This window comes from Streptomyces sp. E-08, from assembly GCF_049913095.1.
Classification (GTDB): Bacteria; Actinomycetota; Actinomycetes; order Streptomycetales; family Streptomycetaceae; genus Streptomyces.
On record NZ_CP183971.1, the window covers coordinates 7,453,756 to 7,467,023 of the forward strand.

The following is a 13,268-nucleotide window of genomic DNA, read 5'->3' on the forward strand; positions in this document are numbered from 1 at the left end:
TTACGGGTGTAGTGACGGGCTCGGGGGGATGGAGCGAGTATTGGTGCGGGAACGTTCCCGCACAAGGCCTGCGGGCTACTTTGCGGGAACGGTTTTGCAGAGGTCACGAGGGTGGCACCATCACCCCATGACCGAAGCTTCACGGCACGGCGGGCAGCCCTCGCCGCCCGTCCCGCGCGTCCGCCTCGTCGACGTGGCCCGCGAGGCGGGCCTGTCCAAGACCACCGTCTCGGCGGCGCTCAACGGCACCGGAAGACTCTCCCCCGAGGTCCGGGAGAAGGCCCGCGAGACCGCGCGCAGAATGGGCTACCGGCCCAACGCCACCGCGCGCCATCTGCGCGCGGGACGGGCCCGGCTGATCGGATACGTGGTCGGCGAGTTCGCCGCCACTCCCTGGACCACCTTTCTCGAGTCGCCGTACTTCGCCCGGCTCACCGGCGCCACCGCCGCCAGCGCGCTGCGCCGCGGCTACGCCGTGGTGCTGCTGCCCGCCGGCTCCCTGCAGAGCGAGTGGGCCGACCTGTCCCTCGACGCCGTGGTCGTCGCCGACCCCGTCGCCGACGACCCGGTCGTCGAGGGCCTCCTCGCGGCCGGCGTCCCCGTCTTCACGGACCGCTCCGTCGAGGGGCTGTCCGGCGCCTACTGGGTGGACGTCGACGCGGGCGGCGCCGTCCGCGAGGCCCTCGACCACCTCCGTGAGCAGGGGGCCCGCAGACCCGTCCTCGTGGTGCCGGACAGCACCACCCGCTTCCACGTCGAGGTGTTCGCCGCCCACCGGGAGTGGTGCGCCGCCCACGACGTGCCGGAGCGGGTGGTACGGGTCGGTGAACCCGGCAACGGACCGGTCGTGGACGCCGTCGAGACCGCCCTGACCGGTGACGGGCCGCAGCGCCCCGACGCCCTCCTCGTCGTCGCCGAGGCGAGCCCGCCCCTCGTCCTGGAGGCGGCGCGCCGCCACGGGTACGAGGTCCCGGACGACCTGCTGGTCGTCCTGGTCAGCGAGGACGCCACGGCCCTGCACACCGAACCGCCCGTGACCACCCTGAGCCTGCGGCCCGAGGCGGTCGCGGAGGCCGGCGTCGAGCACCTCGTCGCGGTCCTGGAGCACGGCCGCCGGGAGCCCGCCGGGACGCTCGTGGAGACGCGTCTCGACGTACGGGCCTCGTCGGTGAGGCCTCCGGCGTAGGGCCTGACATCACTTCCCGTACGCCCCGCGACGACGGGAGGCCGACGAAGGGCCCCGGGCCCGGTCAGACCGCGTGCACCAGCCGCCCGCCGACGTACGTCCGCTCGACCCGGGCCTCGGCGATCTCCTCCGGCGGGCCGGTGAGGATGTCGCGGTCCAGGACGACCAGGTCGGCGAGGTGGCCGGGGCGCAGGCTGCCGGTGTCGTCGAGACCGTTCACGTGCGCGGTGCCCGCGGTGTAGGCGGCGAGCGCCGTGCTGAGGTCGAGGCGCTGCTCGGCGTAGAAGACCCGGTCGTCGGTGGCCTCCGGGTCGCGGCGGTTGACGGCGACGTGGATGCCCGCGATCGGGTCCGGGCTGCTGACCGGCCAGTCGCTGCCCGCGGCGAGGGTGGCCCCGGCGCGGACCAGGTCGCCGAACGGGTACTGCCAGGCGGCGCGCTCGGGACCCAGGAACGGGATGGTCAGCTGGTCCATCTGCGGCTCGTGCGCCGCCCACAGCGGCTGGATGTTCGCGATGGCGCCGAGCGCCGCGAAACGGGCCAGGTCCTCGGGGTGGACGACCTGGAGATGGGCGAGGTGGTGCCGGTTGCCACGGCGCCCGTTGGCGGCGATCGCCGCCTCCAGCGCGTCCAGGGCCTCACGGACGGCCCGGTCGCCCAGGGCGTGGAAGTGGACCTGGAAGTCGAGGGCGTCGAGCTCGGTCACGTACCCGCGCAGCGCCTCGGGATCGACGAAGCTCAGCCCGCTGTTGGCGGTGGCGCAGCCGCAGCCGTCCAGGTACGGGCTGGTCATGGCGGCGGTGAAGTTCTCCGCGATGCCGTCCTGCATGATCTTCACCGAGCCCGCGCGGAACCGGCCGGAGGTGAACTTCTCCCGCCGGGCCACCAGTTCGGGGATCTGTTCGGCGCCCCGCTCCCGGTCCCACCACAGCGCCCCGGTCACCCGGGCCGTCAGCGAACCGTCGCCCGCGGCCTCCAGGTACGCCTCCGAGGGGTCGGCCATGCCGCCGAAGGAGCCGAGCAGGGCGTCCTGCCAGGCCGTGATGCCGAGCGAGTGCAGCAGCTTCTGGGCCCGCAGCAGCCCGGCGAGCCGGTCCCCGGCGGTGGCCGGCGGCACCAGCCGGGCGACGAGACCGATCGCGCCCTCCTGGAGCATGCCGTTGGGGGAGCCGTCGGCCTCGCGCTCGATCCGGCCGTCGGCCGGGTCGGGACTCCCGGCGGTGAGCCCGGCGAGCTCGAGCGCCCGGGAGTTGGCCCAGGCGCCGTGGTGGTCACGGTTGGACAGCAGGACCGGCCGGTCCGGTACGACGGAGTCGAGGAGCTGCCGGGTCGGCATGCCGCCCTCGAAGCTCTCCATCGACCAGCCGCCGCCGGTGATCCACGCCCGCTCGGGGTGGGCGTCCGCGTACTCCCGGATCCGCTCCAGGTAGTCGGCGACGCCCACCGTGCCGGTGAGATCGCACTCGGCCAGCTCCTTGCCGCCGCCGACGGCGTGGATGTGGGCGTCCTGGAACCCGGGGAGCAGCAGCTTCCCCGTCAGGTCGACGACCTCCGTGCCGGGACCGACGAGGTCCCGCACCTCGTCGTGGCCGACGGCCACGATCCGCTCGCCGACGACGGCGAGCGAGGACGCCCGCGTGCGGGCCGGATCCGCGGTGAAGACGGGACCGCGGGTGAAGACCAGATCGGCCGTGGTCATGGGCGCTCCAGAACAGATGGTGTGGTGTCGGTTGGTGGGCGCCATGCAAGCGTTCCGGCCGTTTACACGTCAATGGCGTTGACGTAAGGTTCCGGCCATGTCCGAACGCGTGGTCCCCGAAGGCAGCCGGCAGCGCCGCCGCCCCACCAAGCAGGGCGCCGTCCTCTCGGAGCGGCTCATCGTCGAGACCGCGCTGCGCCTGATCGCCCAGCACGGCGCGGAAGCCCTGTCGGTACGGCGTCTCGGCGCCGCGCTCGGCGCCGACCCCACGGCCCTCTACCGCTACTTCCGGAACACCGACGCGCTGCTCCTCGCGGTCGCCGACGAGATGATCGGCCGGGCCCAGGAGGGCTGGAAGGCCACCGGCGACTGGCAGGCGGACCTCCGCGACCTCGGACTGCGCATCCACGGCTGCTACATGGCCTATCCGCAGGCCGCGGCCCTCGCGGCCCACCGCACCACCGGACGGCCCTACGAGACGCGGGCGGTCGAACGGATCCTCGGCGTCCTGCGCTCCGCGGGCTTCCCGGACGCCCTGGCCGTCCGCGTCTACCACGCCTTCGTCGACCAGGCCCTCGCCTTCGCCGCCCAGGACGCCGCGGCGCTCGCGCTGCCGCCGGCGGCCCAGGAGAAGGAGGCGGAGGTGTGGCACGCGGTCTACGGCCGTCTGGCGGCCGACACCCACCCGAACATCGCGGCGACGTTCCCGCTGCTGGCCGCCGACATGAGTGGCAGCGGGTACCCGTTCGCCCTGGAGCTGATGCTGGCGGCGGTGGCGACCCTGCGACCCGGGCCGAGCCCGGAGGGATGACGCGGGCGGGCTTACGTCAACACCATTGACCTTGTTCCGCGCGGCGGAGTCTCATGGGCGGCACTTCGGAGGCTTCCCGCACTCGGGTGTCTCCGCGACCCCGAAGGAACATCCATGGACCACCTCAGCTCGCTCCGGGACGTCGACCCCACCCCGTTCTGGCTGGACGACCCGTGCCGGCCGCAGCCCGCCCCCGCCCTCGTCGGCGGCACCACCTGCGACCTCCTCGTGGTCGGCGGCGGCTACACGGGCCTGTGGACCGCCCTCGTCGCCAAGGAGCGCGACCCCTCCGCCGACGTGGTGCTGATCGAGGCCGACGAGGTCGGCGCCGCCGCCTCCGGACGCAACGGCGGATTCTGCGAGTCCAGCCTCACCCACGGCCTCGCGAACGGCCTCCAGCGCTGGCCCGACGAGATCGGCCTCCTGGAACGCCTCGGCCGCGAGAACCTCCAGGCCATCGAGGACGCCATCGAGCGCCACGGCATCGACTGCGACTGGGAGCGCACCGGATCCCTCGTCGTCGCCACCGAGCGCTACCAGCTCGACGGCCTCGCAGAGGAGGCCGAGCACGCAGCCCGCCACGGCGGCAAGCCCCTCCTGCTCGACGCCGAGGCGGTGCGCGCGGAGATCGACTCCCCGACCTTCCTCGGCGCCGTGTGGAACCGGGACGACGTCGCCATGGTCAATCCGGCCCGGCTCGCCTGGGGCCTCAAGCGGGCCTGCCTCGCCCTGGGCGTCCGCATCCACGAGCACACCCCGGCGACCTCGCTGGACGAGCACGGTGCCGTGATCGGCGTCGGAACCCCGTACGGCCGCGTCACCGCCCGGCACGTCGCGCTCGCCACCAACGCCTACCCCTCGCTGCTCCGGCGCCACCGCCCGTACACCGTCCCCGTGTACGACTACGCGCTGATGACCCAGCCCCTCACCGAGGCCCAGCTCGCCTCCGTCGGCTGGAAGAACCGGCAGGGCTTCGCCGACTGCGCCAACCAGTTCCACTACGTCCGGCTCTCCGCCGACAACCGCATCCTCTGGGGCGGGTACGACGCCGTCTACCACGGCGGCCCGGTCCGCCCCGAACACGACCGGCGGCCCGAGACGTACGCGACGCTCGCCCAGCACTTCTTCACCACGTTCCCGCAGCTGGAAGGGGTTCGGTTCAGTCACGCCTGGGGTGGGGCCATCGACACCAGCACCCGATTCTGCGTGTTCTTTGATACGAGTCACCACGGCAAGGTCGCCTATGCCGCCGGATTCACCGGCCTCGGCGTCGGCGCCACCCGTTTCGGTGCCGAGGTGATGCTCGACCTGCTCGCCGGCGAGCACACGGAGCGCACCGGCCTGGAACTCGTACGCCGCAAGCCGTTGCCCTTCCCGCCCGAGCCCGTCCGCTCGATCGGCATCAACATCACCAAGTGGTCCATGGCGCGCGCCGACCGGAACGAAGGTCACCGCAACTTCTGGCTGCGCACGCTCGACCGCTTCGGCCTCGGCTTCGACAGCTGACCCCTACCGTCGCACGTCCCCGCTCGCGCGGCGGCGGTGATCCCGGTCAAGTCGGTGCGGTGATCCGGAACCACACGCCTGCCCCCGCGCCCGGCATCTCCCTGTCCTAGGACAGGGAGCGCCACGCCCCGACCAGGGCCTCCCTGAGTACGCCGATCTCCTCGGCGCTCAGGTCGGCGACCATACGCGCCTCCAGCGCGCGGGCCGGCCCGGCGTACTCGGCGAGCAGTCGCCGGCCCGGTTCGGCGAGCAGGATGAGGCGCTCGCGGCGGTTGGCGGGGTTGGGCTCGCGGCGGACCAGGCCCCGGCTCTCCAGGGCGCGGACCATGTCGGCCATCGACTGGGCGGTGACGAAGGAGTCGCGGGCGAGCTGTGCGGCGGAGATGCCGTCGTGCCGCTCCAGCACCGTCAGGGCGGTGTACTGCAGGGCCGTGATCCCGGCGGGCCTGACCAGTTCCTCCAGGCGGGCCCGCACCGCCAGCTCCGTCCTCTTGAGCAGGTAGAGCAGCGAGGTGCTCACGTTCTTCCTCCCGTGGTGAAGGTGCGCCCGGGGGCGTACCGCTCCCGAACCGGCTGCCGCCGGGGTGGCGGCACCCTCACCCTAAAACATTGACAGGAATCCTGTTAATGCCGAGACTGACATTCATCAGGATTCCTGTCGATCACCGGCTCGTGCCGGGACTTCGGCATGTCCCTTCCACCCCCCTCACGAGAGGCACCTCCCATGGATCTTCACGGCAAGGTCGCTGTCGTCACCGGCAGCGGACGAGGTCTCGGACTGGCCTACGCCCAGGCCCTCGCCGCGGCCGGTGCCGCCGTCGTCGTCAACGACGTCGACCGGGCCGTCGTCGACGAAGCCGTCGCCGCCATCACGGCCGAGGGGGGCACGGCGACCGGCGTCGTCGCGGCGGTCGGCGACAGCGCGGCGGCGCAGGACCTGGTGGACACGGCGGTGCGGGAGTTCGGGCGCCTGGACGTGCTCGTCACCAACGCCGGCATCCTGCGCGACCGCGTGCTGTGGAAGATGACCGACGAGGACTTCGACGACGTGGTCCGCGTCCACCTGCGCGGCACCTTCACCTGCGCCCGCGCCGCGGCCGTCCGCATGCGCGAGCAGGGCACCGGCGGCCGCCTCGTCCTCATCTCCTCCCCGGCCGGCCAGCGCGGCAACTTCGGCCAGACCAACTACGCCGCCGCCAAGGCGGGCATCGTCGCCATGGCCCGCACCTGGGCCATGGAGCTGGGCCGCGCCGGCATCACCGTCAACGCCGTCGTCCCGGTCGCCGCCACCGAGATGACCAAGACCATCCCCGCCTTCGCCCCGGTCATCGAGGAGTCCGAGCGGACGGGCGAGCCGCTGCCGGACTGGCTGCGCAAGGACGAGGGCCTCGGTACCGTCGAGGACGTCGCCGCCCTGATCACCTTCCTGGCCTCGGACGACTCCGACGGAGTGACCGGTCAGGCCATCGGCATCGGCGGCGACCGACTCGCCCTGTGGGCGCACCCCAAGGAGAAGTCCGTCGCCCTCGCCGACGGCGGCTGGACCGCCGACTCCATCGCCGTCGAGTGGCCGGGCGGCGTCGGTGCCGAGCCCGAGACCTACGGCATCCCCGCGCCCCAGGCCCCGGTGGCGTGACATGGGAGACCTCGCGCTCGACCTCGACCGGCTCACGGCCATCGACGTGCACACGCACGCGGAGATCTCCAAGGACGGCCACGGAGCGTTGAGCCCGGAGCTCTTCGGAGCCTCCGAGGAGTACTTCAAGGCCCACGGCCACCGGCAGCCGACCATCGACGAGATGGCCGACCACTACCGGGAGCGCCACATGGCGGCGGTGGTGTTCACCGTCGACGCCGAGCACGCCACCGGCCACCCGCGGATCTCCAACGAGGAGATCGCGGAGAGCTGCGCCGCCCACGCCGACACGCTCATCCCCTTCGCGAGCATCGACCCGCACAAGGGACGCGCGGGCGTGCGGGAGGCACGCCGCCTGGTCGAGGAGTACGGCGTCCGCGGCTTCAAGTTCCACCCGAGCATCCAGGCGTTCGCCCCGAACGCCCCGCTCGCCTACCCCCTGTACGAGGCCATCGAGGAGCTCGGCGTGCCCGCGCTCTTCCACACCGGTCAGACGGGCATCGGCGCCGGCGTCCCGGGCGGCGGTGGCATCCGGCTGAAGTACTCGAACCCGATGCTGGTCGACGACGTGGCCGTCGACTTCCCCGAGCTGCGGATCGTCCTGGCCCACCCCTCCTTCCCCTGGCAGGACGAGGCCCTGGCGGTGGCCACCCACAAGCCGCACGTGTACATCGACCTGTCCGGCTGGTCCCCGAAGTACTTCCCTCCGCAGCTCGTCCGGTACGCCAACACCCTGCTGAAGGACAAGGTGCTCTTCGGCTCCGACTACCCCGTCATCACCCCCGACCGCTGGCTCGCCGACTTCGAGAAGCTCGACATCAAGCCCGAGGTCCGGCCGAAGATCCTCAAGGGGAACGCCGCCTACCTGCTGGGTCTGACGGCGGACTGAAGGAGACGACGTGTTGAACCAAGGCATCGGCTCCTGGCCCGCGCGCCGGGCCCGCAAGACCCCCGACCGGGTCGCCGTCGTCCACGAGGACCGCACCCTGACCTACGGCGAGCTGCACGAGCGCGTCCTGCGCCTCGCCCACGCCCTGCGCGCGCTCGGCGTGGCGCGGGGCGACCGGGTCGCGTATCTCGGCCCCAACCATCCGGTGTACCTGGAGACCCTGTTCGCCGCCGGCGCGCTGGGCGCGGTCTTCGTCCCGCTCAACACCCGGCTCACGGTGCCGGAGCTGGCGTACAACCTGGCCGACTCGGGCAGCACCGTCCTCGTCCACGCGCCCGAGCTGGCCGACGCGGGCCGGGCCGCGGCGGCCGAGGCGGACGTGGCGCACCGGATCGCGATCGCCGGCCCCGACGAAGAGGGAGCTCTCGGCCACGAGGAACTGCTCGCCGGCGCCGCGACCGACCCGCTGGACGAGACCGTGGCACCCGAGGACCCGTGCATGATCATGTACACCTCCGGGACCACGGGCCGCCCCAAGGGCGCCGTCCTGTCCCACGCCAACGTCGTCTGGAACAGCGTCAACGTCCTCGTCGACACCGACCTGTCCGGCGACGAGGTCACCCTCGTCGTCGCCCCGCTGTTCCACACCGGCAGCCTCAACATGACCTGCCTCCCGACCCTTCTCAAGGGCGGACGTGTGGTCCTCCTCGGCGCGTTCGACGCCGAGCGCGTCCTGCGGCTCATCGAGGACCTGCGGGTGACGTACCTGTTCGGCGTGCCCACCATGTACGACGCGATCGCCGCCCGGCCCGGCTGGGCGACCGCCGACCTGTCGAGCCTGCGCACCCTCAACTGCGGCGGTGCCCCCGTGCCCGCCCGCACCATCGCCACGTACCTCGACCGCGGCCTGGCCTTCAGCCAGGGCTACGGCATGACCGAGGCCTCCCCCGGCGTCCTGTTCCTGGACCGGGAGAAGGCCTCGGAGAAGGCGGGCTCCGCCGGGGTGCCGCACTTCTTCACCGACACCCGTGTCGTCGGGCCCGACGGCCGCGAGGTGGGCCCCGGGGAGCGCGGCGAGGTCCTCGTCCACGGCCCCAACGTCATGACCGGCTACTGGGGACGGCCACAGGACACCGAGGCCGCCTTCACCGACGGCCGCTGGCTGCGCACCGGCGACATCGCCCGCACCGACGACGAGGGCTTCGCCTACATCGTCGACCGGGCCAAGGACATGTTCGTCTCGGGCGGGGAGAACGTCTATCCGGCCGAGGTGGAGGACGCGGTCCTGGACCACCCCGCCGTCGCCGAGTGCGCCGTCATCGGTGTGCCGGACCCGGTCTGGGGCGAGGTCGGCCGTGCCGTCGTCGTCCTGCGACCCGGCGTCCGCGCCGACCAGGACGACATCCTCGGCCACCTCACGGGCCGGCTCGCCAAGTACAAGATCCCCAAGTCGCTCGTGGTGACCGAGGCGCTGCCCCGCACGCCCTCCGGGAAGATCATCAAGCCCGCCGTGCGCGACACCTACGCCACCGGTCCCGCCGAGCACCCCCACCCGTGACACAGCGGGGAGCGACCCTCCCCCAGCCATCGAAAGGACCCTCCATGTCCACCACCGCCAACGGCCTCGACGCACTCAAGTCCCTCAGCGGAGCCGATCTCGGCCGCACGCGCTGGCTCGAGATCACCCAGGACCGGGTGAACACCTTCGCCGACGCCACCGACGACCACCAGTGGATCCACACCGACCCGGAGAAGGCCAAGGAAGGCCCCTTCGGCGGCCCCATCGCCCACGGCTACCTCACTCTCTCCCTCATGATCCCGCTCTTCGGGGAGCTGCTCACCATCACCGGCACCAGGATGAGCGTCAACTACGGCCTGGAGAAGGTCCGCTTCCCCAGCCCCGTCCCCGTCGGTGCGAAGATCCGCCTCCACGGCGTCGTCGGCACGGTGGAGGAGGTCAAGGGCAACGGCGTGCAGATGCCCCTCACGTTCACCGTCGAGGTCGACGGCAACGAGAAGCCGGCCTGCGTCGCCGAGGCCGTCTACCGCCACTACGCCTGACAGACCACCCCTCGGGCCCGCACGGGGGAGGCCTCCGCTCACCGCACGGGGCGGAGGCCTGCTGCGGGCCGTCAAGGGCGGGCGGGGCGACGACGACCCCGCCCGCCGGGACGGCACACGAAAGGGGCGGTACCGGCCACTCGGTCGGTACCGCCCCTGTCCTGCGTGTCAGCCCGCTCCGCCGCAGCGCTCGGTGTCGATCTCGGCGAGCGTGGACTCGTTGTAGCGCGCCCCGTGGACGGTCGTGGCGTTCAGCACCCGGTCCGCCGCGTCGAGCACCTCGTCCGGTACGGCGAGGTCGAGCACGGACAGGTTCTCCCGCAGATGCGGGACCGACCTCGTGCCGGGGATCGCGATGACGTGGGAGCCCCGGGAGACGACCCAGGCGAGAGCCAACTGCGGGAGGCCCAGGCCCGCGTCGCCGGCGATCCTCTCCAGCTCCTCCCGCAGCACCAGGTTCGCGGGATAGTGGCGGGTGTCGAAGCGGGGCATGCCCCGGCGGATGTCCCCGGCGGGAAGACCGCCGGGCTCCGGGGGCACCGAGGTGAGGAAGCCGCGGGCCAGCGGGCTGAAGGCCACCAGGGCGACGCCGAGTTCACCGGCCGCCGCCAGCGTGCCCTGCTCCGGGTTGCGCGACCAGAGGCTGTACTCGTTCTGCAGGGCCGCGATCGGGTGTACGGCGTGCGCCCGGCGCAGGGTCGCCGCGGAGACCTCCGAGAGCCCGAGCGCGCGCACCTTCCCCGCCGCGACGAGCTCGGCCATCGCCCCGACGCTCTCCTCCACCGGGACCCGCCGGTCGACCCGGTGCAGGTAGTACAGGTCGATGACATCGGTGCGCAGCCGGGCCAGCGCCTCGTCCACGGTGCGCCGGAGGGTCTCCGGCCGCCCGTCGATGACGCGCCGGCCGTCGACCCCGGTCATCCCGCACTTGCTCGCCAGCACGATCCGGTCCCGGTGCCGGGCCAGCACCCGGCCGAGCAGCTCCTCGTTCGCACCGAAGCCGTAGAGGGCGGCGGTGTCGAAGAGCGTGACGCCCTCCTCCAACGCCGTCAGCAGCACCTGCTCGGCGGCCTCCGGGGTCGGCGGGACACCGTACGCGTGGCTCAGGTTCATGCAGCCCAGGCCGATGGCCGGGACCTCGAAGGGACCGAGCCGGCGCGGGGCACGCCCCGCGCCGGCCGAGGACGGTGCGGTCACGAGCCCGCGACAGCGTTCAGCTGCTCCTCCAGCGTCGCCAGGGTGCGGTAGCAGGCCAGCACCTGGGCGATGGAGGAGTTCGGCTCGCGGCCTTCGCGGATGGCGGCGACGAACTCGCGGTCCTGGAGCTCGATGCCGTCCATCGACACGTCGACCCCACTGACGTCGATCGGCTCCTCCTTGCCGGTGAACAGGTCGTCGTACCGCGCGATGTACGTGCCGGTGTCGCCGATGTAGCGGAAGAACGTGCCGAGCGGACCGTCGTTGTTGAACGACAGCGACAGGGTGCAGATGGCGCCGTTCTCCGCCCGCAACTGGATCGACATGTCCATCGCGATGCCCAGCTCGGGGTGGAGGGGGCCCTGCACGGCGTTGGCCTGCACGATCGGCGAACCCGCCTGGTACGCGAACAGGTCGACCGTGTGCGCGGCGTGGTGCCACAGCAGGTGGTCCGTCCACGAACGGGGCTGGCCGAGCGCGTTGAGGTTCTTCCGGCGGAAGAAGTACGTCTGCACGTCCATCTGCTGGACGCTGAACTCGCCGGCCTCGATCCGCCGCCGCACCCACTGGTGGCTCGGGTTGAAGCGGCGGGTGTGGCCCACCATCGCCACGAGGCCCGAGCGCTCCGCCGCAGCCTGGCACTCCTCGGCGTCGGCGAGCGAGTCGGCGAGCGGGATCTCGACCTGGACGTGCTTGCCCGCTTCGAGGCACGCCAGCGTCTGCGAGGCGTGCAGCTGCGTGGGGGTGGCGAGGACGACGGCGTCGACGTCGTCCATCGCCAGCACCTCGTCCAGGGAGGCGACGGCGCGCCCGACGCCCTGCTCCGCGGCGAACTTCTGGGCGCGTTCGAGGCTGCTGCTCACGACGGCGGCCACCTCGACGCCCTCGATCCGCTGCAGCGCGGCCGCGTGCTTGGCGCCGAAGGCACCGCCGCCGGCCAGGGCGATCCGCAGGGTCCGGTCGTCAGTCATGTCACTCCTTCACGGCGGGCTCTTCGGCCCGGGGGTGGTTTTCCAGGATCAGGTGTCCGACGGCCGTGTTGGACGCCGGCACGTGGTAGAAGCGGTGCTTGACCTCGACCTCGCCGGATCCGTCGACGTCGCTCATCGCGCCGCGCGCGATCAGCCACATGACCAGCTCGATGCCCTCGGAGCCGGCCTCTTCGACGTACTCCAGGTGCGGCACCTGCGCGAGGCCGGCGGGGTCCTCGACCAGCCGGTCCAGGAAGGCGTTGTCCCACTCCCGGTTGATGAGGCCGGCGCGCGGGCCCTGGAGCTGGTGGCTCATGCCTCCGGTGCCCCAGACCTGCACCTTGAGCGGCCGGTCGTACGACTCGATCGCGCGGCGCAGGGCACGGCCGAGCTCGAAGCAGCGGGCCCCCGAAGGGACGGGGTACTGCACCACGTTGACGTGGAAGGGGATCACCTTGCACGGCCACTTCCCGGTGTCGCCGAACATCAGGGACAGCGGGACGGTCAGGCCGTGGTCGACCGTCAGCTCGTTCGCGAGCGTGAGGTCGAAGTCGTCCCTGATGAGCGAGTGCGCGATGTGCGCGGCCAGGTCCGGGTCGCCCTCGACGCCGGGCACGGGACGGGGCCCGTACCCCTCGTCGGCGGTGGGGAAGGCCGCCCCCGTCCCGAGGACGAAGGTGGGTATCAGCGACAGGTCGAAGGCGGAGGCATGGTCGTTGTAGACCAGGAAGATCACGTCGGGGACGTTCTCCCGCTCCCACTCCCTGGAGAACTCGTATCCCTCGAAGACCGGTCGCCAGTAGGGCTCTTCCGTCTTCCCGTGGTCCATCGCCGCACCGATCGCCGGCACATGGGAGGTGAAGACCGCGCCGGTGATCACGGCGTGGTCGGCCGGGGGCGTCGGATCGGCGTGTGCCGCCTCCAGGACCGCGTGGTCGATGCGGTTGCCGTCGGCGGAGCGGCCGCCGCCGACCATCATCGCGCGGTACTCCTCCTCGGTCATGCCGGTCATCGACCCCGCCATCTGCTGGAACGAGAACCCCAGGGTCGCGCCCCACTTGGCGAGGAAGTAGATGTTGCCGCCCTCGCGCATGGCGGCGTTGAGGTCGCGGTCGAGCAGGGCCTGCTTCTGCTCCTCCCGCAGCGGCCAGGCGTCCAGACAGGCGCGCTCGTCGGCGAGGTAGGCCGCGCGGTTCTCCGCGGTCATGAGCGACATGCAGAACTGATTGAGGTGGTAGCCCTTGGCGGACTGCTCGGCGTCGAAGATCGTGGTCCCCGGCACCAGCTTGTAGGTCTTGTCGAGTGACATGGT

12 protein-coding genes are annotated in these 13,268 nt (G+C 72.2%); 7 read left to right on the forward strand and 5 right to left on the reverse strand.

What is annotated here, in order from left to right; all coding sequences use genetic code 11:
* The first annotated feature begins 127 nt into the window (after nt 1-127).
* Nucleotides 128-1,186 (forward strand): LacI family DNA-binding transcriptional regulator, encoded by a 1,059-nt coding sequence (locus tag ACN9MM_RS34280; RefSeq protein ID WP_426367631.1) that lies wholly within the window; start codon nt 128-130, stop codon nt 1,184-1,186.
* Nucleotides 1,187-1,250: 64 nt separating this feature from the next.
* Here ACN9MM_RS34280 and ACN9MM_RS34285 read toward each other — a convergent pair whose 3' ends face one another.
* Nucleotides 1,251-2,885 (reverse strand): amidohydrolase, encoded by a 1,635-nt coding sequence (locus ACN9MM_RS34285; protein ID WP_426367632.1) that lies wholly within the window; start codon nt 2,883-2,885, stop codon nt 1,251-1,253.
* Nucleotides 2,886-2,982: 97 nt separating this feature from the next.
* Between ACN9MM_RS34285 and ACN9MM_RS34290 the strand changes: the two genes are divergently transcribed.
* Together ACN9MM_RS34290 and ACN9MM_RS34295 are read left to right on the forward strand one after the other, a co-directional pair.
* Entirely contained in the window at nt 2,983-3,696 is a 714-nt protein-coding gene (locus tag ACN9MM_RS34290) for a helix-turn-helix domain-containing protein (RefSeq protein ID WP_426367633.1), read from the forward strand.
* 114 nt (nt 3,697-3,810) lie between these two features.
* A complete protein-coding gene (locus tag ACN9MM_RS34295) occupies nt 3,811-5,202 on the forward strand; it encodes an NAD(P)/FAD-dependent oxidoreductase (protein WP_426367634.1) in 1,392 nt (463 codons plus the stop codon).
* Between the two features lie 106 nt (nt 5,203-5,308).
* Here the strand turns inward: ACN9MM_RS34295 and ACN9MM_RS34300 are convergent, their stop codons facing one another.
* Nucleotides 5,309-5,722, reverse strand: coding sequence for a MarR family winged helix-turn-helix transcriptional regulator (locus ACN9MM_RS34300; protein ID WP_426367635.1), 414 nt, complete (start codon nt 5,720-5,722; stop codon nt 5,309-5,311).
* 204 nt (nt 5,723-5,926) lie between these two features.
* Here ACN9MM_RS34300 and ACN9MM_RS34305 point away from each other — a divergent pair, with 204 nt between their 5' ends.
* From ACN9MM_RS34305 to ACN9MM_RS34320, 4 genes are read left to right on the forward strand one after another with little or no spacing between them, the layout of a single operon-like run.
* Nucleotides 5,927-6,838, forward strand: a complete 912-nt coding sequence (locus ACN9MM_RS34305) for an SDR family oxidoreductase (RefSeq protein ID WP_426367636.1) — start codon at nt 5,927-5,929, stop codon at nt 6,836-6,838.
* Between the two features lies 1 nt (nt 6,839).
* Nucleotides 6,840-7,727 (forward strand): amidohydrolase family protein, encoded by an 888-nt coding sequence (locus ACN9MM_RS34310; protein ID WP_426367637.1) that lies wholly within the window; start codon nt 6,840-6,842, stop codon nt 7,725-7,727.
* Between the two features lie 10 nt (nt 7,728-7,737).
* The gene (locus ACN9MM_RS34315; protein ID WP_426367639.1) at nt 7,738-9,285 is read left to right on the forward strand and encodes an acyl-CoA synthetase; all 1,548 of its coding nucleotides are present in this window, start codon (nt 7,738-7,740) and stop codon (nt 9,283-9,285) included.
* 44 nt (nt 9,286-9,329) lie between these two features.
* On the forward strand, nt 9,330-9,788 hold the full coding sequence (locus ACN9MM_RS34320; RefSeq protein ID WP_426367640.1) for a MaoC family dehydratase: 459 nt from the start codon (nt 9,330-9,332) through the stop codon (nt 9,786-9,788).
* A 168-nt stretch (nt 9,789-9,956) separates the two neighbouring features.
* Here the strand turns inward: ACN9MM_RS34320 and ACN9MM_RS34325 are convergent, their stop codons facing one another.
* Genes ACN9MM_RS34325 through ligA form a run of 3 tightly spaced genes read right to left on the reverse strand, consistent with a single transcriptional unit; the run spans nt 9,957 to nt 13,265 of the window.
* Nucleotides 9,957-10,985, reverse strand: a complete 1,029-nt coding sequence (locus tag ACN9MM_RS34325) for an aldo/keto reductase (RefSeq protein ID WP_426367641.1) — start codon at nt 10,983-10,985, stop codon at nt 9,957-9,959.
* The gene (locus ACN9MM_RS34330; protein WP_426367642.1) at nt 10,982-11,956 is read right to left on the reverse strand and encodes a Gfo/Idh/MocA family oxidoreductase; all 975 of its coding nucleotides are present in this window, start codon (nt 11,954-11,956) and stop codon (nt 10,982-10,984) included. Before ACN9MM_RS34330 ends, ACN9MM_RS34325 begins: the two co-directional genes overlap by 4 nt.
* Nucleotide 11,957: 1 nt before the next feature.
* Nucleotides 11,958-13,265 (reverse strand): protocatechuate 4,5-dioxygenase subunit alpha, encoded by a 1,308-nt coding sequence (ligA, locus tag ACN9MM_RS34335; protein ID WP_426367643.1) that lies wholly within the window; start codon nt 13,263-13,265, stop codon nt 11,958-11,960.
* Nucleotides 13,266-13,268 lie beyond the last annotated feature (3 nt).